The 22670-nt window shown below is 35.1% G+C and carries 22 protein-coding genes; 12 read left to right on the top strand and 10 right to left on the bottom strand.

Translation table 11 applies throughout. The features are described 5' to 3' along the window. Nucleotides 1-57: 57 nt before the first annotated feature. From I5M32_RS11160 to I5M32_RS11140, 5 genes are all read right to left on the bottom strand, one after another. Nucleotides 58-1011 carry a glycosyltransferase family 2 protein gene (locus I5M32_RS11160; protein ID WP_200586316.1) on the bottom strand — a complete coding sequence of 318 codons (954 nt, stop codon included), beginning with the start codon at nucleotides 1009-1011 and terminating at the stop codon, nucleotides 58-60. A gap of 113 nt (nucleotides 1012-1124) precedes the next feature. Then, on the bottom strand, nucleotides 1125-1682 hold the full coding sequence (locus tag I5M32_RS11155; protein ID WP_200586315.1) for a DUF4199 domain-containing protein: 558 nt from the start codon (nucleotides 1680-1682) through the stop codon (nucleotides 1125-1127). 23 nt (nucleotides 1683-1705) lie between these two features. Further along, nucleotides 1706-2374, bottom strand: a complete 669-nt coding sequence (locus I5M32_RS11150) for a hypothetical protein (RefSeq protein WP_200586314.1) — start codon at nucleotides 2372-2374, stop codon at nucleotides 1706-1708. A 19-nt stretch (nucleotides 2375-2393) separates the two neighbouring features. Beyond that, nucleotides 2394-3653, bottom strand: a complete 1260-nt coding sequence (locus tag I5M32_RS11145; RefSeq protein ID WP_200586313.1) for a dihydroorotase — start codon at nucleotides 3651-3653, stop codon at nucleotides 2394-2396. Further along, the gene (locus I5M32_RS11140) at nucleotides 3650-5701 is read right to left on the bottom strand and encodes a BatA domain-containing protein (RefSeq protein ID WP_200586312.1); all 2052 of its coding nucleotides are present in this window, start codon (nucleotides 5699-5701) and stop codon (nucleotides 3650-3652) included. Before I5M32_RS11140 ends, I5M32_RS11145 begins: the two co-directional genes overlap by 4 nt. A 222-nt stretch (nucleotides 5702-5923) precedes the next feature. Between I5M32_RS11140 and I5M32_RS11135 the strand changes: the two genes are divergently transcribed. Further along, a complete protein-coding gene (locus I5M32_RS11135) occupies nucleotides 5924-6115 on the top strand; it encodes a cold-shock protein (RefSeq protein ID WP_017259446.1) in 192 nt (63 codons plus the stop codon). Between the two features lie 104 nt (nucleotides 6116-6219). On the opposite strand, the gene I5M32_RS11130 is transcribed toward I5M32_RS11135, so the two are convergent. After that, complete coding sequence (locus I5M32_RS11130; protein WP_200586311.1) at nucleotides 6220-6513, bottom strand: hypothetical protein; 294 nt, start codon at nucleotides 6511-6513, stop codon at nucleotides 6220-6222. 123 nt (nucleotides 6514-6636) lie between these two features. Here I5M32_RS11130 and I5M32_RS11125 point away from each other — a divergent pair, with 123 nt between their 5' ends. The 4 genes from I5M32_RS11125 to bioD all read left to right on the top strand — a co-directional run bounded on the left by I5M32_RS11125 (nucleotide 6637) and on the right by bioD (nucleotide 10566). Beyond that, nucleotides 6637-7101 (top strand): hypothetical protein, encoded by a 465-nt coding sequence (locus I5M32_RS11125; protein ID WP_200586310.1) that lies wholly within the window; start codon nucleotides 6637-6639, stop codon nucleotides 7099-7101. 268 nt (nucleotides 7102-7369) lie between these two features. Continuing rightward, a complete protein-coding gene (asnS, locus tag I5M32_RS11120; protein WP_200586309.1) occupies nucleotides 7370-8818 on the top strand; it encodes an asparagine--tRNA ligase in 1449 nt (482 codons plus the stop codon). Between the two features lie 15 nt (nucleotides 8819-8833). Next, nucleotides 8834-9949, top strand: a complete 1116-nt coding sequence (locus I5M32_RS11115; protein WP_234461938.1) for an aminotransferase class I/II-fold pyridoxal phosphate-dependent enzyme — start codon at nucleotides 8834-8836, stop codon at nucleotides 9947-9949. Further along, the gene (gene bioD, locus I5M32_RS11110; RefSeq protein ID WP_200586308.1) at nucleotides 9949-10566 is read left to right on the top strand and encodes a dethiobiotin synthase; all 618 of its coding nucleotides are present in this window, start codon (nucleotides 9949-9951) and stop codon (nucleotides 10564-10566) included. The genes I5M32_RS11115 and bioD overlap by 1 nt, the downstream gene beginning before the upstream one ends. Here bioD and I5M32_RS11105 read toward each other — a convergent pair. Continuing rightward, complete coding sequence (locus tag I5M32_RS11105; RefSeq protein WP_200586307.1) at nucleotides 10556-11332, bottom strand: M90 family metallopeptidase; 777 nt, start codon at nucleotides 11330-11332, stop codon at nucleotides 10556-10558. The two genes, bioD and I5M32_RS11105, sit on opposite strands and share 11 nt — an antisense overlap. Nucleotides 11333-11463: 131 nt before the next feature. On the opposite strand from I5M32_RS11105, the gene I5M32_RS11100 reads away from it, so the two are divergent. From I5M32_RS11100 to lat, 3 genes are all read left to right on the top strand, one after another. Next, nucleotides 11464-11958 carry a rhodanese-like domain-containing protein gene (locus I5M32_RS11100; protein ID WP_200586306.1) on the top strand — a complete coding sequence of 165 codons (495 nt, stop codon included), beginning with the start codon at nucleotides 11464-11466 and terminating at the stop codon, nucleotides 11956-11958. 61 nt (nucleotides 11959-12019) lie between these two features. Continuing rightward, entirely contained in the window at nucleotides 12020-12709 is a 690-nt protein-coding gene (mnmD, locus tag I5M32_RS11095) for a tRNA (5-methylaminomethyl-2-thiouridine)(34)-methyltransferase MnmD (protein WP_200586305.1), read from the top strand. Between the two features lie 111 nt (nucleotides 12710-12820). Continuing rightward, nucleotides 12821-14152 carry an L-lysine 6-transaminase gene (lat, locus tag I5M32_RS11090; RefSeq protein ID WP_200586304.1) on the top strand — a complete coding sequence of 444 codons (1332 nt, stop codon included), beginning with the start codon at nucleotides 12821-12823 and terminating at the stop codon, nucleotides 14150-14152. Between the two features lie 130 nt (nucleotides 14153-14282). Here the strand turns inward: lat and I5M32_RS11085 are convergent, their stop codons facing one another. From I5M32_RS11085 to I5M32_RS11075, 3 genes are all read right to left on the bottom strand, one after another. Then, nucleotides 14283-15251 (bottom strand): PorP/SprF family type IX secretion system membrane protein, encoded by a 969-nt coding sequence (locus I5M32_RS11085; protein ID WP_200586303.1) that lies wholly within the window; start codon nucleotides 15249-15251, stop codon nucleotides 14283-14285. A 2-nt stretch (nucleotides 15252-15253) separates the two neighbouring features. Further along, nucleotides 15254-18754 carry a PKD domain-containing protein gene (locus tag I5M32_RS11080; RefSeq protein ID WP_200586302.1) on the bottom strand — a complete coding sequence of 1167 codons (3501 nt, stop codon included), beginning with the start codon at nucleotides 18752-18754 and terminating at the stop codon, nucleotides 15254-15256. A 122-nt stretch (nucleotides 18755-18876) separates the two neighbouring features. Next, nucleotides 18877-19233, bottom strand: coding sequence for a GIY-YIG nuclease family protein (locus I5M32_RS11075; RefSeq protein ID WP_200586301.1), 357 nt, complete (start codon nucleotides 19231-19233; stop codon nucleotides 18877-18879). Between the two features lie 129 nt (nucleotides 19234-19362). On the opposite strand from I5M32_RS11075, the gene I5M32_RS11070 reads away from it, so the two are divergent. The 4 genes from I5M32_RS11070 to I5M32_RS11055 all read left to right on the top strand — a co-directional run bounded on the left by I5M32_RS11070 (nucleotide 19363) and on the right by I5M32_RS11055 (nucleotide 22577). Continuing rightward, nucleotides 19363-20139, top strand: a complete 777-nt coding sequence (locus I5M32_RS11070) for an XRE family transcriptional regulator (protein WP_200586300.1) — start codon at nucleotides 19363-19365, stop codon at nucleotides 20137-20139. Nucleotides 20140-20199: 60 nt separating this feature from the next. Next, nucleotides 20200-20571 carry a hypothetical protein gene (locus I5M32_RS11065; protein WP_200586299.1) on the top strand — a complete coding sequence of 124 codons (372 nt, stop codon included), beginning with the start codon at nucleotides 20200-20202 and terminating at the stop codon, nucleotides 20569-20571. Between the two features lie 294 nt (nucleotides 20572-20865). Then, entirely contained in the window at nucleotides 20866-21726 is an 861-nt protein-coding gene (locus tag I5M32_RS11060) for a beta/alpha barrel domain-containing protein (protein ID WP_200586298.1), read from the top strand. A 47-nt stretch (nucleotides 21727-21773) separates the two neighbouring features. Then, nucleotides 21774-22577: a class I SAM-dependent methyltransferase gene (locus I5M32_RS11055; RefSeq protein WP_200586297.1), complete on the top strand. Its 804-nt coding sequence runs from the start codon at nucleotides 21774-21776 to the stop codon at nucleotides 22575-22577. The last annotated feature ends 93 nt before the right edge of the window (nucleotides 22578-22670 follow it).

The following is a 22670-nucleotide window of genomic DNA, read 5'->3' as shown; positions in this document are numbered from 1 at the left end:
CCTAGTTATTTTAATTAGATTTATTCAAAATTTGAACAGTTAATTAAAAAAGGTTCTCTATATCTCTTTTTCTATTTGATAACTATTTCTGCTAGAAGAACTTCTTGCAACTAATTCTGCCACAAAACCCGTTAAAAATAGTTGGCTGCCTAAAATTACCGCAACTAAAGCAATATAAAACAAGGGTTGATCGGTTACTTCTCTTTCTAATTTAATGTGGGCTGCAATATGGTATAACTTTTCACCTATGATCCAAAGGGCCATTATGGTGCCGATCAAAAAACTTAAGACCCCCATTGTACCAAAAAAGTGCATCGGTCTTTTACCAAACTTCCCGACAAAAAATATAGATAATAGATCAAGAAAACCGTTTATAAAGCGGCTAAAACCAAATTTTGTTGTACCATATTTTCTGGCCCTATGCTCTACTATCTGTTCTTCAATTTTATTAAAACCTGCCCATTTAGCCAAAACAGGTATATAGCGGTGCATTTCGCCATAAACTTCTATGTTTTTAATAACATCGCTCCTGTATGCTTTTAGGCCACAATTAAAATCATGAAGGTTATTAATTCCCGACATTCTCCTGGTGGCGGCATTGAAGAATTTTGTGGGGATGGTTTTGCTTAACGGATCATAACGCTTCTTTTTCCAACCAGAAATCAGGTCTAAATTTTCTTCTTTTACCCTCCTGTACAATTCTGGGATTTCATCTGGCGAGTCCTGCAAGTCGGCATCCATGGTAATGATAACCTCACCGGATGTTGCCGCAAAACCCACATTTAATGCTGCGGATTTACCATAATTGCGTCTAAATTTTATCCCTTTAACCGCTGGGTGTGTTTGGTGCAGCTCTTCGATTTTAGCCCAAGTACCGTCGTTGCTCCCATCATCAACTAAAATGATTTCATAAGAAAAATTGTGCTGCTGCATTACTTTCCTAATCCATTCGGTTAGTTCTGGTAAAGATTCTGCTTCATTATATGCAGGTACAACTATAGAGATATTCATTTTTATATGCTCAAAGCTGAAGGCAAAAAGCCAAAAGCTATCTTAAAATAAAAAACGCTCGATGATAGACATCAAACGTTTTTTTAATTTTTCAAATATAATTTATTTTTTTTCTATTCCACTTCATCTACAGGGGCAAACATTGGGGGATTCTTTTTAAAAATGGCCGCAAAAATCAACGACATCACAAAACCTATGATGATCGCAATTGCGATATTTTTAAGAAAATCTAATGCAGTTGGCTGGTATTGTGCCTTTAAGCTTTCAGTTGCTTTTTCAATGGCTTTATCCATCTCATCACCGCTCATCCCCATTTTTTCAAATGTAGAAGTTAGTCCATCAGCTACGTAGCCTTTAACTTTGTCATAAGCACCTGTTTCTATAAATTTATAAAAAATGAAATTAAAAACACTGGTGATCACGTTTGCGATCAAAGACATAATAAATATGCCTCTTAAAGCTTGGTTAAAATTCCAGTAGCCTCCCGTTTTTTTTCTTAGGTCTATGGTTAATGCTATGTAAATGCCTAAAGTAATTAAGCCAATTAGAATGCCATACCAAGTTGCGCCGAGCATTGCAGGTGCCGCATAATAGGTTAAAAGTTGGATCGCAAGCCCAATAATAGCTATTATTATCCCATTGTTAACCGCGTTTTTGTTTAAAGTTTCCATATTGAATAAGGTTTGATTGATATTTATTGATTAAAACTTAAAATTAACGATAATATAGCTGCATCAAAAGCAGGGTCTTCACTTAAATCTTTGAATTTTTTCTGGTCGGTATCTGATGGTTCGGTTTCATAAAAGAAAGCCATCATTGGATAAAAAATCTCTCTTATCTCTGATTCTTCATCTAAGCTTTTAGAAACCCTAGCAATTTCTTCCATACTGCTTTCCATTAGCATTTGATTGGCTATTACATCTTCATATATGCGATGTTCGTCCTGAAACTCGTCTTCATCTACCAAAAGGAACTCTTTTAAATAATCATCTAATGAGGGGTCTATTTCTTCGTCTTTACATTCATTCAAATAAAGCAATAAATTCAATAATTCTGTTCCTCTATCTAAGGTTTCTTCTTCTATTTTTTCCCATTCTGGTGAGTCTAAATAGTCTTCGTCTAGTTTTTTGGTATCTTCTGCAAAGAAATTGATCAATAATAAGTCGAAGGTTATTTCCCTAACCGCATCCAGTTTTGGCGAATGGTCAAAAACTTTATCCATCAGCATTAGCTTGGTCATAAAATCTTCATCACCATTAAAAATCTGGTTCAGTTTACTCAATTCTTGTTGTGCAGGCACATTTTCTAAAGCAGAGAAAGTATTCAGCAAACTTTCTAAAGCATTTTTTACTTTGTTATCCATAATTTATTGTGATAGATGTTTAATTAGATACTATAATTTGATCATTATTACAAGTTAACCAAATTTTTCCTTTTAAATGTTTATTTAAAAACGGCGTATTTGCCGATTTAGAAAAATTTGTGTCTTGGTTATAAAGCCACTCTTCTTCGTTAAATAAAACAAGATTGGCCTTTTGTTCTTCTTCAATTTTTGGGATTTGCAATCCTAAAATTTCACGAGGTTTGATACTCAATTTTTCAACAACCTCTTCAACGGTAAACCCTGCTTTTAACATTATAGGCAATACCGTTTGCAAACCCAATATACCGTATTTTGCAATCTCGAACTCTACTTCTTTAAATTCAATTTCTTGGGGTGTATGTTGGGAAACCACCGCATCAATTACCCCTTCTTTTAATCCCTTTATCAAAGCTTTTACATCCTTTAAGGTTCTTAAAGGGGGTTTAACCTTGTAATTACTGTCAAAATCTTTTACAGCTTCATCTGTTAAAACCAAATGATGTACGGCAACATCACAGGTTACTTTAATGCCCTTTTTCTTGGCCGCTTTAATCAGTTCTACAGAATGAGCAGTAGAAATGGTAGAAAAATGCACTTTAGATTCTGTATATTCTGTTAAATATAGATCGCGAACAACCATTAACTCTTCTGCTAAACTGGGGATGCCCTTCATGCCCAAAAGTGTACTCATAGCCCCTTCGTTCATTTTGGCTTTTCCTGCAATAGAACCATCTTCAGGGTAAGATAAAACCAAGGCATCAAAACCTTTGGCATAAAGCAATGCCCTTTCCATCAAACCAGCATCTTGTATAGGTTTATCGCCATCGGTAAAAGCGATGGCCCCAGAATTTTTCATGTCAAAAAGCTCGGCCAAGTCTTTTCCTTCACGCTTTTGAGATAGGCATCCATATGGATAAATATCAACCAAATTACCATTGGCCTTATTGATCAAGAATTCTACCTGAGACTTAGAATCTGTTGTAGGTAAATTGTGTGGCATAATCGCCAAACCTGTAAAACCTCCTGCAATGGCGGTTTTGCTGCCGGTTTCAAAATCTTCTTTGGTCTCTAAGCCTGGCTCACCAAAACTAACATTCATATCAAAGAAGCCTGGTGAGAGGTACTTTCCGCTCCCGTTTATTGTTTCGCCGCTAAAAACTAAATTTCCCCCAATTTTTTTTATCGTACCATTTTCAATCAAAACATCAACAACTTTCTGGTTGTGGCGAGAGTTTGGATCAATAACTTTGCAAGATTTAATTAAAATCGATTCAATCATTTTAAATTACGGTGTTTAATGTTGTTGTTTTTGAAAAACCTGATCAGTAAAACTTCCATCAATAAAAACAAGATGGTTAAAATTATGCAAAGTTTCCATAAACTGGTACCAAAATTAGCTACTTCTATTTGTTTACTCAATGCTTGATCATTGCTTTTAAGTATATTTTCATCCTTCAAACTAAAAATATCGCTCAAATCTGCCCTGTTATAAAATTTAAGATCAGATTCTTTTCTATCCTCATTCAATGCAAATTGGGCTAATAAGCTATCTTTCAGATAAACATCGTAAATGCCTTGTTTATTAAGTTGATCAGCAAAATAAAGCAACGTTTCCGAGGGTTTCTTTATCATTTCTGGGATAACCTCTAGATCCTTGTTTTTTATTAAGATATTTTCATTTTCGGGTATATTTAAACTGGGGATCTCTACTTCTTGATTTTTCCCGATGGTGTAAAACAACTTTTGCCCTTTTGCCGATAGCAATGCCATTTTAAAAAGTATCGGTAAAAAAAGGGCGTGTTGAGAAAGGTTAGATGCTTCTTTTTCTATGGGGATAAAAGAAATATAAACTTTGCCTTTTCCGGTTTTAAAAACATCCAATAACGGAACATTCCCTTCCCCTTCCATTAAAACCTCTTTGGTGGTTTTAACCAGAGAAGAACTGCTAAAATATTTAGAAGCAAAGGGCAAATCGATATTTTTTGGTGTTTTTTCAAAAATATCGGTAAATACAGGGCTGCTTAAATCTAACTTTTTTGACTGTATCTTTCGATCGATGAGCGCAGTTGGATAATCTGTTGCTAACGAACGAAAAAATGTTTGGTAGCTTGGTAAATCGGCATCTAAAGGAATAAAAACGCTCAGACTTGCTCCGTTATCTACAAATTGCTTTAGTTGCTGGGTTAAACCCGATGATATTGTTTTAAGGTTTTCTAAAATCACAAATTGCTGGTTAGCAAGGCCGCTATAATTTATTTGCGATAGGTCAACTTCGTTAAAATCAAAAAAAGCATCTGTTTGATAAGCGATTTTGATGTTTTGCAAAGGCTGTTTATCAAAAATGGCCAAAACGGGCAGCTTGCTTTTTACCTCGAAAGTGAAGTTTAAATTATCATCAAAAACGATTGGGTAGTCTTTTACAGAAAGTTTAGCATTTTGCCAACCAGCACTAGGATTAGAGAACTCTAAAGTATCTGTTTTTGAAGCATTTGGTTTGATGCTCAAACTTGCGATCGCCTTTTGCAAACCGTTGATGGTAAGTTTTATGGGAATATTTTCTACTTCTTTATCAGAATGGTTGGTAACCTTATAAACTAAATTTTCTTTTTGCTTAGGCTGATGGAACGGAGAAAGAAAATAAACAGTATCAACCGATAGGTTAGGCAGGTCATTAGCCAGCAATGGTATAAGATAAAAATTGATAGCAGTATCTTTTCTTAAAATTTCTTGGTTTTGTTTTTGAAAATCAGAAATGAGATAGGCTACTTTTTTTACCTGTTGTTGCGAGGCTAAAAAATTTTGCTGCCTATCTATAACCGCTTGGTAATTTCTGAAAACCGGGGAAGTCTTAATATCGTTCAGTTCATCCAACAACTCTTCTTTATTGATCAATCTTTGCTGTTTGCCGCTAAAATCATTGGTAAGTAACTGAAATTTATCATTCAAAGAATAAGCATTTACCAGTTCTATGGCATTTCTTTTGGCTTCGTCTAATAAAGTCCCGTTTTTGTTCACGGCTTCCATAGAGTAAGAGTTATCTATATAGATGCTTACAACAGAATTTTTATAGATGCTCTTAGTGTTACTGTTTTTTAAAAAAGGTTGTGCAAACGCTAATACCAAGAAAATGATAGCCAACACACGGCTCAGTAAAATTAACCTTTCTTTTAATTTTTGTGTAGATGATGTTTGTAGTTGGGCATCTTTTAAAAACCTAACATTTGTAAAATATACTTTCTTAAACTTTCTAAAATTGAAGAGATGTATGATAACCGGAATGGCAATCAAAAGCAAGGCAAAAAGAAACTCAGGAAAGAGAAACCCCATTAAGGCTCAAATATAAAAATTTGAAATCATTTATCGAGGAGCATATCAGGATAAATGCCAAAGCTTGGCCAAAATTTTATTTTTAGGATATAATTTGAAAATAAAATAAGTTTGCCAACTTTCAATAAAGCCGCATAATAGTACTGATTATCAAAAAATTAAAAAATTAGTTAATATTAAAATATTAATACATACATTTGTATAAATTAATAACAATACATAATGAACAATGGAACAGTAAAGTTCTTTAATTCTACCAAAGGTTTTGGTTTTATTAAAGAAGACGGAACAAACAAAGAATACTTTGTACACGTTTCGGGTCTGGTTGACGAAATCAGAGAAAATGATGAAGTTACTTTTGACCTACAAGACGGAAAAAAAGGATTAAATGCAGTGAATGTTAAACTTGCTTAATTGCGGGTCTCTTAATATAGATCACATTTAAAATCATCAAAGCCATTACCCAAAAAGTAATGGCTTTTTTGTTAAAAGCAGAAACATAAAGCCTTTACAACAAATTACTTTGAATTATTTAAACTTTCTTGCTCCCTTAAACCAGCAATATTGTTCTTGCCCTCAAATTTATTTTTAACCTCTTCAAAGTTTTCTAAAACGGCAGCAATAGAATCTAATATATCAGAAGCATTTTGATGCATTTCTCCTAGTTTGTTCTCCAATTTAACATTGTTAAGTTCCATGTTGTCAACTTCAATCTTACCTATTTTCTGAATCACTGCAGTTTGGCTATGCTTAAGGTCGTCTAATTCACGACTTATTTTTCCCATCAGATCAAATTTCTTTAAATTGTCCATCTTATTATATTATTGGTTTAACATAAATAATTCAAAACTGTGCCAGTTTGCTAAACAGTACAATAAACATGTTATTTTATTAAAAAGGCACAAAAATTGTCATCAGAAATCATAAAAGCAATCATGAAAAGAAAATTATTTACCGGAATAGTTTTATTGTTAGCTGTGGCAGCCTGCAATCAAAACCAAAAAAAACCAACTGCAGAATATCCAACCGTAGAACCCATGCAAGGCAGTGTGGATAGCGATGTAAAAGAATTGAAACTTACCGCAGCAGGGCAATGTTATACCGCAACATTAAAAAAAGATTCTGCTTTTCTATCGTTAAAGAAGGTAAACGATAAAGTAACGGGCAAGTTATGGTATAAGTTTGCAGAAAAAGACAACACAAAAGGCGATTTACAAGGAACCATGGATAAGGATACATTAAAATTAAACTATACCTACTCATCAGAAGGTAAAGACGGTTCTAAAATGCCAGTTAATTTACTGTATAAAAATGGGAGCCTTTATGAGGTGTACAATGGTAAGCCTGTTGAGGAAAATAATGGTTTTATTTATATAGTATCAGATTGTAAAGAATTTTAACTTCTCTAAATAGGCGGGTAATGATCATTACCTGCCTTCATAATCATATTTTTTTCCCTTTTTAAAGGTAATCTTACCGCAATAGCGATAAAGAACTATCAGAATTATAATTTGGATTACAGATTTCATAAATCTTTAATTTAATATAAATCCGCTTTTTTATTTACATACCCTCCCTTTTAAAAAAATAAATCTGTTAGTCTTTCTTAATTTTAGAGAATGACAGAAAGGTTTGTATTTTTACACCTCGCAATACAAAATAAATTACATGATCAAGAGAGAAAAGATTTCGGCCATATTAAAATCTACCGAGTTTAACAGGGAAACCACCGTAATGGGTTGGGTTAAAACTTTCAGAAACAACCAATTTGTTGCTTTAAACGATGGTTCATCAATGTCTAATCTCCAAATTGTAGTAGATTTCGCAAATACGCCAGAAAACATTTTGAAAAAAATTACCACAGGTGCGGCAATAAAGGTTAAAGGGATTTTGGTAGAATCTTTAGGGAAAGGACAAAAATGCGAAGTTAAGGCATCAAATATAGAGATTTTGGGAGAGAGCGATGCCGAGAAATTCCCTTTGCAGCCCAAGAAACATAGCTTAGAATTTTTAAGGGAAATTGCTCATTTACGTTTTCGCACTAATACGTTTAATGCCATTTTCAAAGTTAGAAACGCACTTTCTTTTGCCATACATCAGTTTTTTAACGATAAAGGCTTTGTTTATTTACATACACCGATCATCACCGCTTCTGATGCGGAAGGTGCGGGCGAGATGTTTAGGGTAACCACTTTACCTTTTGAAAACACACCCAAAACCGAGGATGGGAACATAGATTTTAAGGAAGATTTTTTTGGTCGTTCTGCCAACTTAACTGTTTCTGGTCAGTTAGAAGGCGAGCTTGGTGCCATGGCTTTAGGAGAAATATATACTTTTGGCCCAACTTTTAGGGCAGAAAATTCTAACACCACCCGTCACCTCGCAGAGTTTTGGATGATAGAGCCAGAAGTGGCTTTCGCCGATTTGGAGGATAACATGAACTTGGCCGAAGAACTTTTAAAATACACCATCAAATATGCCATTGATCACTGTGCCGATGAGCTGGAATTTTTAAGTTCTCGTTTAGCAGAAGAAGAAAAAAACAAACCTCAAAACCAAAGAAGCGAGTTTACATTGATGGAAAAACTGAATTTCTGTTTAGAAAACAGTTTTGAGCGTTTAACCTATACCGAAGCGATAGAGATTTTAAAACGATCTAAACCCAACCAAAAAAAACAGTTTAAATATTTGATAGATGATTGGGGCGCAGACCTACAATCTGAACATGAGCGCTATTTGGTAGAAAAACACTTTAAAAAACCGGTTATTTTAACCGATTACCCGGCAAACATCAAATCATTTTATATGAGGATGAACGAACCCGATGAACAGGGAAGAAAAACCGTTAGGGCTATGGATATCCTTTTCCCTGGCATTGGCGAAATGGTTGGTGGATCGCAAAGGGAAGAACGTTTGGATAAATTACAAACCAGAATGGAAGAAATGCACATCCCTAAAGAAGAACTTTATTGGTATTTAGATACACGTAGGTTTGGAACAGCGCCACACGCCGGTTTTGGTTTAGGTTTTGAAAGATTGGTGCTTTTTGTAACCGGTATGACAAACATCCGCGATGTAATCCCTTTCCCAAGATTTCCAAAAAACGCCGAATTTTAAATCAAATTTTAAAAATTGCATAGCTTTTTAACAGATAAATTAGATAAAAGGACCAAGGATAATTCATTGCGGATTTTGAAAAGCAGCGATAGAAAACTGATGGATTTTTCTTCTAACGATTATTTGGGGTATGCAAGAAGTGAAGATTTAAAAATGAAAATTGCGGCCGAGCTGAAAAACCAACCTCATTATTTGTTGGGCGCCACAGGTTCTAGGCTACTTTCTGGCAATTTGGCTTACGCCGAGGATTTAGAGAAAGAAATAGCAAAAATCCATCGGGCTGATGCGGGTTTGATCTTTAACTCTGGTTATGATGCCAATTTGGGTTTGCTTTCTTCGGTTGCCCAAAAGGGCGATACCTTAATTTGCGATGAGCTTTTACACGCCAGTTTAATAGATGGCGCAAGACTGAGCAATGCCAACCGTTTTATATTTAAGCATAACGATTTAAACTCTTTAACCCAGAAGTTGAAAAACGCCAAAGGGAATATTTTTATCGTAACAGAGAGCGTATATTCTATGGACGGCGATATTGCCCCATTAAAAGAAATATCGGCTTTAGCCAAAAAATATAATGCCCATTTAATTGTTGATGAAGCCCACGCTTTAGGTGTTATTGGTGATGATGGTTTGGGATTGGTGCAAAAACTAGGATTAGAAAAAGATGTTCTCGCCCGTGTTTTTACTTTCGGAAAAGCTTTAGGTTGCCATGGTGCAATTGTTTTGGGAAGTAAAAATTTGCGCTCTTACTTAATCAATTTTGCAAGGTCTTTTATTTATACCACTGCCCTACCGTTCCATAGTTTGGTTGCCATAAAAATGGCATATCAAAACATAAAAGGTAAAGTCGATATCCAAAAATTAAAAGTGAATATATTTCTTTTCAATTCTATTAAAACTGATATTTCTCATCAATTTATAGAAAGTGAAACGGCTATCCAATCTTTAATAATTAGTGGAAATGATGCTTGTAAATTATTATCAAACAAATTGTTACGAAATAATTTTGATGTGAAGGCAATTTTAAGTCCAACTGTACCTGAAGGAAAAGAACGCTTGCGGATTTGCCTACATGCTTACAACACAATACAAGAAATTGAAGCTTTGGTTCAAAAAATAAAAGAAAATTAATGAGTAAAATCTATTTTATAACCGGTATTGGGACAGAAATTGGTAAAACCATGGTATCTGCCTGCTTAGTAGAAAAATTAAAAGCAGATTATTGGAAACCCATTCAATCTGGAGATTTAGATAATTCAGATACCGATAAAGTCAGAAATCTAATCAGTAACGATAGATCTTTTTTTCATCAAGAAACCTATCGTCTAACTCAGCCTTTTTCTCCGCATCATAGCGCAAATTTAGATCATGTTAAAATCGATCTAAACAATTTTAAAATCCCAGAAACCGATAATAATCTGATTATTGAAGGTGCTGGCGGCTTAATGGTTCCTTTAAATGATAAAGATTTGATCATCGATTTGATCAAAAAATTAGATGTAGAGGTAATTTTAGTTTCTAAAAACTACTTGGGAAGCATTAACCATACTTTACTTTCTATAGAAGCTTTAAAAAGTAGGAACATCAAAATCAAAGGCGTCGTTTTTAACGGAGATAAAAACCCATCAACAGAAAACATTATCATTAAAACAACCGGAATTGAAGTGGTTGCGAATATACCGCAATTAGAAAAAATAAATAAGCTTGGCATTAAGGAATTAGTGAACAACGTAAAATTTAATCTTTAGCGGGATCTTGTAAAAACATTTTGCTCAAAATATTATACAGTTCTGGATGGTTTTTCTCAAAAGCACCTGATTTTTCAAAAAAATACTCAGAAACTACGGCTAAAAATTCGGCCTCATTTGTTAAAGCATAACTATCAATATCAGATTTCCCTTTTTCAATTTTCCTCATTTCTTGGTGCATCATCTTTAACCAAGGGATACTATAATCATGTGCCATCAAAATCTCGGGGATGCCATCTGTAGAACCATCGCTTTTATCCAACAAATGAACAAATTCATGTATTGCGGTATTGTGCTTCCCGTTATTTTTAGAAAAGCCTTGCACCAAAGCTGCCCTAGAAAGTAGCATTTGTCCGTTCATATAGCCTGTGCCAACCATCCCTAAAATACCTCTATCCTCGCCTTCATATTGGTATTGCCCATTAAAAGTATCAGGATATAAAATTACGTTTCTTAAATTCTTATACCTCCATCCGGCAAAGCTAAAAACCGGTATTACGGCACTTGAAGCAATTAGCACACGGTCTAAATCTGTAATTTCTGTACCTACTCCTTCTATATCGGTATGCTCTAAAAACTCATTTAGAGCATTTTTAAATTTTGTTTTTTCTTCAATGCCTAAATTCTGATAAAATATTACGTGTTCTTGAAGCAGCTTATCAAAATCAAAAGAATTTAACTTGGGATGCTTACCAGAATTTAATTTATTTTTAATGAAAAAATAAAGGATGAGCAAAACAAATATAGCGCAGATAATCAGAAGCATAACCAAATTTTTAAGTCTAAATTAGCACAAAAAACAAGATTTAAACCATCCATAACAAATAATAAATCAATTTTAGATTTGCCTTTTATAATTATTTACAACATTTTTAAAGCTTAATGCGTTTAAAAAATATGTTTAAAAAACTTTGGACTCTAATTGTTTTAATTTCTCCTTTCGCTTCCTTTGCACAAATAAAAGACCCAGAATTTAAAGATATGCTGGATAATCTTTATGATCATAGCGCCCCGCTTATCTCTGTAGATTCTTTAAAACACCTTAAAAATGTGTATTTATTAGACGCTAGGGAAAAAGAAGAATTTGAAGTGAGCCATATCAAAAATGCCAGAAACGTAGGCTATATTTGGTTTGATATGCGTAAAGTTTATGATATACCAAAGGATGCTAATATTGTGGTTTACTGTTCGGTTGGTTACAGAAGCGAGAAAATTGCCAGTAAACTGATAAAAGATGGTTATAAAAATGTCCATAACCTTTACGGGAGCATTTTTGAATGGGTAAACGAAGGAAACCCGGTATATAAATCTAACGGAGTGCAAACATCAGAAATACATACCTATAACAAAAAGTGGTCTAAATGGGTAACCCAGGGCACAAAAGTTTATTAAACATTCAAGAAAACAAGAAATCTGTTTTTGTGTTCTGTAACTTAATCATCCTCTATTCTTAATGTCAGAAATTACAGGTTTATCAATTGTTTTAACCGCCGATGGTTCTAAAACCATTTATCATCCTATGATAAAAGAAAATTATCATAGCAGAAATGGGGCATTACAAGAAAGTAACCATGTTTTTCTAAACTCTGGCCTTCGCTATTACTTAGCAGATAAAATAGTAGATCAAGTTTCTGTTTTAGAAGTTGGTTTTGGTACGGGCCTAAATTACTTGCTCACTCATGATTTTTGTACAGGAAAGCAGATAAACTTGAACTATGTTGGTTTAGAGGCTTTCCCCTTGAGTTTTGATCTGATAGATCAAACAGATTACAAAGAATTGGTATCCACAAATACATGGGCAGGGTTTAAAAACAATTACGAAGTTTCAAAACAGAAAAGCATTCCCTTAAACGAGTTTTGTTGTTTACAGATAGTTTGTGAGGATGCCAAGGGTTTTAAAACCAATCAACTTTTTGATGTTATCTATTTTGATGCTTTTGCATCTAATAACCAGCCAGAACTGTGGACAAAAGACTTTATTACGCAAATTGTATCTTTCTTAAAACCTAATGGTGTTTTTGTAACTTATGCCATTACTGGCGATTTAAAACGGATTATGAAAGGGCTAGGAATGAAGGTAGAAAAAGCACCTGGCGCAGCCGGAAAAAGGGAGATGTTAAGAGCAATAAAGTTTTTATTTTAGCAAAATCTAAAATAATAAGGCTTTAAACAGTTTAAACCCATATTCGCTAAAAACCACCCCTGTTGCATATCCAAGGGCTATTTGGTACATTTGAGTAAACCCAATTACACTATGTACAAACTATCTGTATCTCCACAAGAAGTAAAAAAAACATTATCAAAACATATTTTAGCCGATGGTTACGACCTTACTTTTGATCTAGAAAAAAGCCAAGGCGTAAGGATTTACGATTCTAAATATAACCGTACACTTCTAGATTTTTTTACCTGCTTTGCTTCTGTTCCTATTGGTTATAACCATCCCAAAATGATAGAGGATGAAGGTTTTAAAAAAAACCTTTTTTTGGCCGCTATGGCAAATCCTTCCAATTCTGATATTTATACCACCCAATATGCCCAATTTGTAGCCACTTTCTCAAAAATCGGTATCCCAGATTATCTTCCCCATGCTTTTTTTATCGCTGGTGGCGGCTTGGCCATAGAAAATGCACTAAAGGCTGCTATGGATTGGAAAGTACAGAAGAATTTTGCAAAAGGCCATCGTAAAGAAATAGGCAAAAAGGTGTTACATTTTGAGCAAGCTTTTCATGGAAGAACGGGTTATACCATGAGTTTAACTAATACAATGCCCAATAAAACAAAATGGTTTGCCCAATTTGATTGGCCAAGGGTTTCTTTTCCTAAAATTCAATTCCCGCTTAACAAAGAAAGTTTAGCCGATGTCATCAAAAGAGAAGAATTATCCATCGCACAAATTAAAATGGCTTTCGCCGAGCATAAAGACGAGATATGCGCTATCATATTAGAACCCATACAATCTGAAGGGGGCGATAACCACGTGAGGCAAGAATTTTTAGAGCAACTAAGGGTTTTATGTGATGAAAATGATGCTTTGTTAATTTATGATGAAGTACAAACAGGAGTTGGATTAACGGGAAAATTCTGGTGCCATCAAAATTTTGGCAAAAAAGCCCGACCAGATATTATCGCCTTTGGCAAAAAAATGCAGGTTTGCGGAATTTTGGCAGGGCAAAGATTAGATGAAGTAGAAGATAATGTATTCAAAATATCATCAAGATTAAACTCTACTTGGGGAGGTAATTTGGTAGATATGGTGCGTTCTAGCAAGATAATGGAAATTATTGAAGAGGATGATCTGTGCAAAAATGCGGCAAAGGTAGGCCTATACCTGCAAGATAGATTGATCAAGATTTCAGAAAAAGACGATAGAATTAGTAATGTTAGAGGTCAGGGATTATTAACCGCTTTTGATTTCCAATCTAAAGAAATGAGGGATAAATTTATCAGCAAAGGGATTGAACATCATGTGATGTTCTTAGGTTGCGGCAATCAAACTATTCGTTTCCGCCCAGCACTCATTATGGAAAAGCAACACATTGATGAAGGTTTAGAAGTGATGGAAAGAATTTTAGGTAATTTTTAATGATAAATTTTAATAGTTCATTAGTAAATGCTGAATGTTTTATTTTAGTTCATTTAGAATGCTATCATTTTGTCTAAATCCATTAGACTAATGAGCTAATGATACGCAGTGAACCAATGAACTTTTAATATTAAAACTTAAATCCCAGCACAAACTCGTGTGTCCCAGAATTGATGTTTTGCAAAGTAGAAATGGTTTTATCAAATGAGTAACCAGCGTTCATTGTTTTGCTGATGGTAAAACCTGCTAAAACAGCGTAAGCATCTTTGGTTCTGTAAGACCCTCCTAACCAAAAATTATTCCTGAATGCCACTTTAAGATTAAAATCGAAAGCTTTTGGGGTGGGGTTTACATATTTCAACATTACCGATGATGTAATTGCAATATCCTCACTTGCCCAAATGGTATAACCAGCGGTTAAAAAATAATGAGGGATCTGTGCTCCTTTATCAAAGTTGTCTGCAAAAGATAGCTTCTCTTTTACAACCTGTTGTATTGATCCCCCAAAATAAAACTGACTTCCATAAAAATAAAACCCAACGTTCAAATCTGGCGACCAATTAATAATCTGCCCTTGAGTTACCACAGGATCGTTAGGGTCTTCAAATTGTAAAACATCTGTGTTTAATCCAATCCTGCTTACACCTCCCCCAACTCCGAAAGAAAGATTGGCAATATCGCCCAGCATAATATGATAGGCGTAAGTTAAATTTAAGGTAGTTCTGTTAATTGGGCCCGTTTTATCGTTAAGGGCAGTAAAACCGATACCATGATGGTTTTCTGAAGATTCATAAGCGTCTTTTTCAGAACGTGTAAAGGGTTCATCCACACCATAATCCGCCGATCCTGCAGTAAGAATACTACCATCAATATTTAATGGGGTATGAATAGTTATATAACTGGTTTTTGGTGCATCTGCAATACCAACCCATTGATTTCTAAATCCCGCCTTTACAGTAACAGCTTTAAACATACCCGTAACCGCAGGATTGATGATATCCATATTTTGTAAATATTGGGTATAATGCGGCCTTTGCTGAGCATAGCAAATAGAACTTAAAAATGATAAAACAATAAATATGCGGTAGCTTATCTTCATCGTTATCTTAATAAAGTTATCGATCCCGTATATCTATTTCTTCCATTGTTTGGCTCAATAATATAATAATAGACCCCAACCGGCATATCCGTGTTATTGAATTTGCCATCCCAAGGCGTGTTATATTGTTTGGCACTAAAAACTATTTGCCCATATCTATTAAAAATCTTTATAGAAGCGTTAACAAAAGTCTCTAAATACTTAATTACCCAAGTATCATTAATGCCATCTCCGTTTGGAGAGAAAACATTAGGTATATAGGGATCTATATGAACAGTTACCGTAACTTGATCTGCGACTACACAACCTTCTTTAGAGGTAACCGTTAATGTATATTTTGTGGTTTCTTTAGGTGATGCAATGGGATTAACAATGCTATCATTACTTAAACCAACTGATGGTATCCACTTATATTTTAACCCGTTACCTGTTGCCTTAGCATCTATCTGTTTTTCTCCGGATAATAAAATATCCAGATCTTGGCCAGCATCAACCACCGGAATATCACTAACAGTAATAATTTTAGAAACCTGATCTTGGCAGCCTTTATTTGATGTGAAAGTATAAGTGATCAGATGGTTGCCCACGCCCGCAACAGCAGGGTCAAAAAAGCCGCCCACAACCCCTTCTCCTTCTAATTTAGCCGTCCCGGCAATGCCCGTTGTTTCTTTTGCCGCTGATAATAAAAACTTTGGGGCATTTAAACACACAGGCGGAATATCATCAAAAACCACTAAAGGACTACCGTGTACAGTGATGGTTAAAGGAGCGCTCTCTTGGTAACAAGAATTTCCAGAATAAGCCTTAAAAACTACTTGATAATTTTTATCAACCGAGGAAGCTGGGTACTGATGGTTATAGATCTTACCAGAAACAGGATGATTATCGGTAAAAACAATCTGGTTGCCCGTTGTACTGTATTGATAAATAATTTCTAGTTTAACAATGTTCCCAAATACTATTGAAGAATTATTTTTAAAGCTCACGGGTGTATTGCTACATAAATTATCCTTATTTAAAACATCAAAAGCCACCTTCGGATTGGAGCCACTTACGGTAATGCTCTTAGTTAAAGTAGTTGTACAGCCTTCGGCAGAAACTGCCTGTAATTTAACATTATATATACCGGTACTTAAATATCTATGTTGAGTTTTCTGCTTTACTTTTTCTACCACATCGTTAGATCCATCGCCATAATCCCAAAGCCAAGAAACCACATTTCCTTTAGTGATTATCCCTTCAAAACTAACTAAATCATTAATACAAGAGCCTGGGTCCAAAAAATCTATCTCTGCTAAATCACTTATTTTAATTATTTTATTGATAAATGATTTACAGCCGGTTATAGAAACTACCGTGAGCTTAACATTATAGTTGCCGCTTTTTGTAAAGGTATGGTTTGGGCTTTGTAAATTACTTCCCGTACCATCTCCAAAATCCCAGGTCCAACTGCTAAAGCCATCGGTACTTTGAGTTAAATCGGCAAATTTAATACTACTGTTTACACACAAGGGGTTTTGGGTTTCAAATGCCGGTGTTAACGGATCAATTACCGAAATACTTTTTTCAAAAACGTTAGAAGCGCAATCAATTTTACTTTGTAAGCTTAATTTAACCTTATAATTGCCTATTTTATTAAAGCTATGGCTAGGGTCTTTTAAAGTAGAGGTTGTTCCATCGCCAAAATCCCATAACCATTTTGTTACTGGTTCCCCAACGTTTTTTTCTACGTAATTAAACTGAAGCGGAAAGGTGACACAAACTTTATCTTTAGAACTAAATTCTGCTACCGGTAAATCGCTGACCTCTAAATTGAAATTGACGATCTCTTCATCGGTTGTAGAGCAAACATTTGTATTTGTTGGCAAACTGGCGGTTATTTTAATCAGTTTATTGCCGCTGGTAGTAAAAGTTTTTTTAGCGGGCAACTTAAACTCGTAAAGAATTTTATTGTTTTGCGTAACCTTGTTATAGGTTGGGTTGTTCTGTATAAAAGGAGCCGAAGTATCATCCAAATTCCAAACAAGCTTTGTAGGGATATAAGGCAGCAAAAGCCTGAAATCAAACGCTTCGTTAACGCAAGCAATCTTTACTATTTGGTTGGTACTGCTCTTTAAGGCATTAACGGTTGTGGTAGATGCTAAACTTGTCCCTGCAGAATAGGCATAAGATTCTACGGGGCCAAAGCCATAAGCGGTTGCGTTAAAACCTGTATCGGCCGAAAGGCTAAAATTATTTCCGCCTAAAGCGTTAAGGTAAATTTGAGCATAAGAATAGTCTGCAAATTTTGGGACTGGACTAAAACTCCCACTAAAATCTAAATTGTTGATTTTAAAACTCGAAACTTTTGCGGTTGGGATGATCACATTGATATATTGCTCTGAGATAGCCAGTTTTGTTGAAGAATATAAAGTTATTTTATCAATGCTGTATTCTAACGGATTAAGGATTACCATATCCGGGTCGCCAACCTCATCGGTATTATTAACCGAGTTTCTACTATCAGAGCATTGTTGCGATAGGGCAAACTGTGCAACGGAAATACGCTTGTTGGCCTTGATCAAAGAAACAGAATCAATAGCGGGCGAAGAATAAAAGTCGCCAGCATTAAGGTTTATGGTCAACCCATCAATATTTACAACCGTACCGTCTTCTGTAGCTATGACCCTGTAAATACTCCCTGTATTTCTATTGTAGAAAGGGATTAACGGATAAGTATATCCCCAACTATCTATCGGATAAAGCTGTTGAAATAAGGGATCTAAGCTAACATTACCCTGCAAAGGATTACAAGTGCTGGTTCCTATCGCAACCGCAGAACTTCCAGAAAATGCAGCAATTCTTTTACATCCCGAAGTAACAGAATCTACCTCTATAACCGTACCCGTAACGTCTTTAACATTTTGGTATTGATAAACATCGCCTATGTTTTGTAGCGTGATGGAAAACTTGCTTTGTTTTACCCCATCTATTACTGGGGTAACGTTAAAAGTTGTATTGGCATCAACCGCAACCACGTTTAATTGAGAATACGCAGAAGCGTTTGCCGGTATTTTTTGATCATAAGACATGGCAAAATGCTTCTGGCCTAAAGCTTGGTAAGGTAAAACCAATGTGGCCGCAGATCTGGCACCAGCAAAAACATGGGCATACACAACAATATCTGGTTGTCCTTGATCGGTTTCTATTTTTATCCCTTTATTGGGCGATATTCCGGTGCCGGTGCCAATAAAAGAAACGGATCTGGGCACCAAAACCTCGGTTACTTTATTGGCCGCCACGGTAAACCTTTGGGTAAAAGATCCACAGCTTACCACACCACTACTATTGTTTTTAGAGGTTACAAAAACAGACATGGTAGCCAATGAATTATTAGCCGGTACGTGATCAGCAAAACAAACCCAAAACAGATTACCTTCATTGGATATGTTTTGAGCTTTAACTATGCTTTTAAGAGAAATGAAACCAACAGTAATTAAAATTACTTTTAATAAAAGCTTCATTAAAGAGATGCGTTAAGTTCGTTTTAGTTTAGCCTTGCAAATTAAAACAAAAATAAACTTAACAAAAATTAATAAACATTTATTTTAAGAAAACATGGGCATTTATCGGTTCTTAAAATAAACTAAGAGGCAAAACTCAATAAAGGTTGCGCAAAAGCCACCCTTTTGTTAATTCCATCATATTTCAAAGCGTTGGTCAAATCTATCCAGTCAGAATTTACAGACCTTACTATTTTCTCTTTTTGTGCCCTTGTAAACCTATTGATGATTTTAAACCTTATTTCGGCGGCTGTTTCTGTGCTTAACTCTTCAAAATATACCAAATTGGTTAGCTGTTTGCCTGCATCAAAAAATAAATTAGGCATCAGCCTATAAAAATCCATGGTTTTGATAATGTTACTGCTTAAACCTACGTGTAAATTATTCCTATTCCTATCGGTTACAATAAATACAAATCTTTTGGTTTCTACTTTTTTCATCTTTATATGTGCTTAAACGGCTTAAATCAAACGTTTTAAAAATTGATTTTATTAATCAAATAATTATTACTAATTTTATTGGCATAAAAATACTAATAATTTTAGTAAAAGCAAATTTATTTTTTTGAAATGGGAAAAATATCGGATAACATTAAATACCTGAGAAAGAAAAATGGTTTAACGCAGCAACAATTTGCCGATGCCATGGAGATAAAAAGATCATTGGTTGGTGCCTATGAAGAAGACCGGGCAGAACCTAAATACGATCTTCTTAAAAAGTTCTCTACTTATTTTGAATTGAGCATAGATGAACTGATTAATGAGGTAATTAACGATAAATGGATAGCCAAACCCAAAAACAGCAATAATAATGTGCGTGTTTTAAGCATCACGGTTGATAAAGATGATAATGAAAACATTGAATTGGTACCGGTTAAAGCTAGTGCAGGCTATATGAACGGCTACGGCGACCCGGAATTTGTGGGTGCATTGCCCAAGTTTTCTTTACCGATTTTCAAAAATGGCACATTTAGGGCTTTTGAGATCAAAGGCGATTCTATGTTGCCCCTCCCCTCTGGCTCTATCATCATTTCTGAATACGTAGAAAACTGGAATGATCTTAAAGTTGGCGAAACTGCAGTTGTGGTAAGCAAAAATGATGGGGTTGTATATAAAAGAATGGGTTCTAAATTAAAAGCAGATAAAGGCTTAAAACTAGTTTCTGACAATGCCATCTATGAACCTTATTTTGTTGCCGCAGATGATATTGTAGAGATTTGGAAAGCTAAAGCATACATATCTACAGAATTGCCACAACCAACACCAGAGCCAACTATGGAAAGTTTGACTACCATGATGGCACAAATGCAAAAATCGATCAGTCAGTTGCAACCCGATAAAAAATAATTTTACCGATTAAACCTTTTTAAGATCTTTAAATCTCAACGATTATAAATCTTATAAAAAATGAAAAAACTAATTTTAAGTATCGCGTTTTTTGTGGCAATTGCCGGTACAACTTTCGCTCAAAAGAAAACAGCAGAAGAAAGAGCTACAAGATCAACAGAGATGATGGAAAAAAACCTTTCTCTTTCTGCCGATCAAAAAACTAAAATCTACGATGCCGCCTTGGAGAAAAACAAAGCTATGGACGCATTGAGGGAAGCTGCCGGCGAAGGAAACAAACCAGATGCCGATAAAATGAAAGAGATCAACAAAAAATTTGCTGATGTAGTAAAAGCAACTTTAACCGATGATCAAAAAGCTAAAATGGCCGAAATGAAAGCAAATGGCGGTGGAAATGGCCCTAAAAAGCCAAAAGAAGGCGATGGTAATTAAAAAATGATTAACCTTTTTTTAAGCCTCACATCATCTGTGGGGCTTTTTTATTTATATTCCTTCCAATCAATCAATGTTGTAACGATTTTCAGAGTATAACACGCTCTTAATGCGTCATGTAGAGGGTGCGATATAAGTTGCCACTGAGCCCTTTAAGCCCATTGTGTATCAGAAAACCTATTTGTGAGATGTCTCCCTTAATTGATATGATAGGAACAAGAAAAAAACTTTAAAAAATAAAATCAATTTTATAATCCAAATACCTTTTGTAATTTACAGAAAAAGAAAAAACCAATGCCTAACAAGATCAAATTGATAGAATGCCCAAGGGATGCAATGCAGGGCATCATCGGTTTTGTGCCAACAAACCTTAAAGCTAAATACATTAATCTATTGTTAAAAGTTGGGTTCGATACTATTGATTTTGGGAGTTTTGTATCGGCGAAAGCCATACCCCAGATGAAAGATACTGCCGAATTGGTAAAAAAACTCGATTTAAGCGGTACCAAAACAAAACTATTGGCAATTGTGGCCAACCAAAAAGGAGCTATGGATGCCTGCGCATTTGAAGAAATCAGCTATCTAGGCTTTCCATTTTCTGTTTCAGAGATTTTCCAAAAACGAAATACCAATGCCACCAGAGAAGAAGCTTTGATAAAAGTAAGGGAAATAAAAAATCTGTGCGATCAATACCATAAAAAATTAATGGTGTACGTTTCCATGGGTTTCGGCAACCCTTATGGGGAAGCCTATGATCTTTCAGTTTTAGATTATTGGTCGGCGAAATTGGTAGAAAGCGGCATCAAGATCTTAGCATTATCAGATACCATTGGCGTTTCTAATAAAGAAAACATTGCCCAAATTTACCCCCGTTTAACTCAAAATCATACCCAAGTAGAATGGGGTTTACACCTCCATAGCACTCCTGCAGAAAGTGAAGAAAAAATAATAGCTGCATTTGAAAGCGGTTGCACCCGATTTGATACGGCAATTAAAGGGTATGGCGGTTGCCCTATGGCAAAAGACGAGCTAACCGGAAACATCGCCACAGAAAAAGTGCTTGCTTACCTTAATGCAAATCATATCGATAATGGTATTGATGAAAACTTATTTTCTGATGCCATTGAATTTTCTGACCAAATTTTTACTTCATAGTTATTTTTATCTCTATATTTCTGCCATAAACGAAATTTTTTAAAAAAATGGAAACATTGGCATCTTATATAGAAAATTATAAAAACACCGAGGCGCATAACGATCATATATGGGAACACTTTAAGGATAAGGTTAATGCTACCGGATTTTTAAAAAAGCATAGGGATTATGTGGAGGAAAAGCAAGCTGGTTTTGGCGACCGTTCTTTCCATTATATGTGGTTCCTGATTTTGCAACAGCTTGAGGAAAAGAAAAGGAAAATAGATTGTTTAGAGATCGGGGTTTTTAAAGGCCAAACCATTTCCCTGTGGGCTTTGATAGCTAAAAAATTAGGTTTCGAGATTGATATAACCGCCATCTCGCCGCTTGAGGGCAATTATCCCAATAATTCGCTCTTCCGCAATTATTACATCAGAAAACTGCTTTCTTATGTGGTTCCATCTATCAGAAGAGATTTTAAGGATGGGAATATCCACATACAAGAAGATTTTGTGGGCCATATTGATAAAATGTTCAAGCATTCTGGTTTAGATTTGAAGGAAGTGAACCTGATAAAAGGCTACTCAAACGATCTAGATGTGGTTGCCCAGGTTAAAGATAAAACGTTTGACCTTGTTTACATAGATGGCGACCATAGCTATAAGGTTTGCAAAGAAGACATGGACAATTTTATGCCCCTGATCAAACCAGGAGGTTTCTTGATCATGGATGATGCCGCCAACTTGATCCCCGGAACTAAATTCTTTAAAGGCATAATGGAAGTTTCTAGGGCTACCGAAGAAATTGACCCACTACAATACAAAAACGTGTTGAATGTTGGGCATAACAGGGTTTTTAAGAAGGTTGGGTAAGAGGATGGTTGCAGATATATATTAGTTGGGCGCAAGTGTAAAAGACCGAACTATTTGACAAAAGAAATTTTAAATATAAAATTTGAACAATCT

The organism is Pedobacter segetis (genome assembly GCF_016623585.1).
Lineage (GTDB): Bacteria > Bacteroidota > Bacteroidia > Sphingobacteriales > Sphingobacteriaceae > Pseudopedobacter > Pseudopedobacter segetis.
This window is presented reverse-complemented; position numbering and strand designations above follow the sequence as displayed.

What these genes read in the sequence shown, in the direction of transcription:
- I5M32_RS11160 (WP_200586316.1), bottom strand. Translation starts at nt 1,011, where the DNA reads ATGAATATCTCTATAGTTGTACCTGCATATAATGAAGCAGAATCTTTA.
- I5M32_RS11155 (WP_200586315.1), bottom strand. Translation starts at nt 1,682, where the DNA reads ATGGAAACTTTAAACAAAAACGCGGTTAACAATGGGATAATAATAGCT.
- I5M32_RS11150 (WP_200586314.1), bottom strand. Translation starts at nt 2,374, where the DNA reads ATGGATAACAAAGTAAAAAATGCTTTAGAAAGTTTGCTGAATACTTTC.
- I5M32_RS11145 (WP_200586313.1), bottom strand. Translation starts at nt 3,653, where the DNA reads ATGATTGAATCGATTTTAATTAAATCTTGCAAAGTTATTGATCCAAAC.
- I5M32_RS11140 (WP_200586312.1), bottom strand. Translation starts at nt 5,701, where the DNA reads ATGGGGTTTCTCTTTCCTGAGTTTCTTTTTGCCTTGCTTTTGATTGCC.
- I5M32_RS11135 (WP_017259446.1), top strand. Translation starts at nt 5,924, where the DNA reads ATGAACAATGGAACAGTAAAGTTCTTTAATTCTACCAAAGGTTTTGGT.
- I5M32_RS11130 (WP_200586311.1), bottom strand. Translation starts at nt 6,513, where the DNA reads ATGGACAATTTAAAGAAATTTGATCTGATGGGAAAAATAAGTCGTGAA.
- I5M32_RS11125 (WP_200586310.1), top strand. Translation starts at nt 6,637, where the DNA reads ATGAAAAGAAAATTATTTACCGGAATAGTTTTATTGTTAGCTGTGGCA.
- asnS (WP_200586309.1), top strand. Translation starts at nt 7,370, where the DNA reads ATGATCAAGAGAGAAAAGATTTCGGCCATATTAAAATCTACCGAGTTT.
- bioD (WP_200586308.1), top strand. Translation starts at nt 9,949, where the DNA reads ATGAGTAAAATCTATTTTATAACCGGTATTGGGACAGAAATTGGTAAA.
- I5M32_RS11105 (WP_200586307.1), bottom strand. Translation starts at nt 11,332, where the DNA reads ATGCTTCTGATTATCTGCGCTATATTTGTTTTGCTCATCCTTTATTTT.
- I5M32_RS11100 (WP_200586306.1), top strand. Translation starts at nt 11,464, where the DNA reads ATGTTTAAAAAACTTTGGACTCTAATTGTTTTAATTTCTCCTTTCGCT.
- mnmD (WP_200586305.1), top strand. Translation starts at nt 12,020, where the DNA reads ATGTCAGAAATTACAGGTTTATCAATTGTTTTAACCGCCGATGGTTCT.
- lat (WP_200586304.1), top strand. Translation starts at nt 12,821, where the DNA reads ATGTACAAACTATCTGTATCTCCACAAGAAGTAAAAAAAACATTATCA.
- I5M32_RS11085 (WP_200586303.1), bottom strand. Translation starts at nt 15,251, where the DNA reads ATGAAGATAAGCTACCGCATATTTATTGTTTTATCATTTTTAAGTTCT.
- I5M32_RS11080 (WP_200586302.1), bottom strand. Translation starts at nt 18,754, where the DNA reads ATGAAGCTTTTATTAAAAGTAATTTTAATTACTGTTGGTTTCATTTCT.
- I5M32_RS11075 (WP_200586301.1), bottom strand. Translation starts at nt 19,233, where the DNA reads ATGAAAAAAGTAGAAACCAAAAGATTTGTATTTATTGTAACCGATAGG.
- I5M32_RS11070 (WP_200586300.1), top strand. Translation starts at nt 19,363, where the DNA reads ATGGGAAAAATATCGGATAACATTAAATACCTGAGAAAGAAAAATGGT.
- I5M32_RS11065 (WP_200586299.1), top strand. Translation starts at nt 20,200, where the DNA reads ATGAAAAAACTAATTTTAAGTATCGCGTTTTTTGTGGCAATTGCCGGT.
- I5M32_RS11060 (WP_200586298.1), top strand. Translation starts at nt 20,866, where the DNA reads ATGCCTAACAAGATCAAATTGATAGAATGCCCAAGGGATGCAATGCAG.
- I5M32_RS11055 (WP_200586297.1), top strand. Translation starts at nt 21,774, where the DNA reads ATGGAAACATTGGCATCTTATATAGAAAATTATAAAAACACCGAGGCG.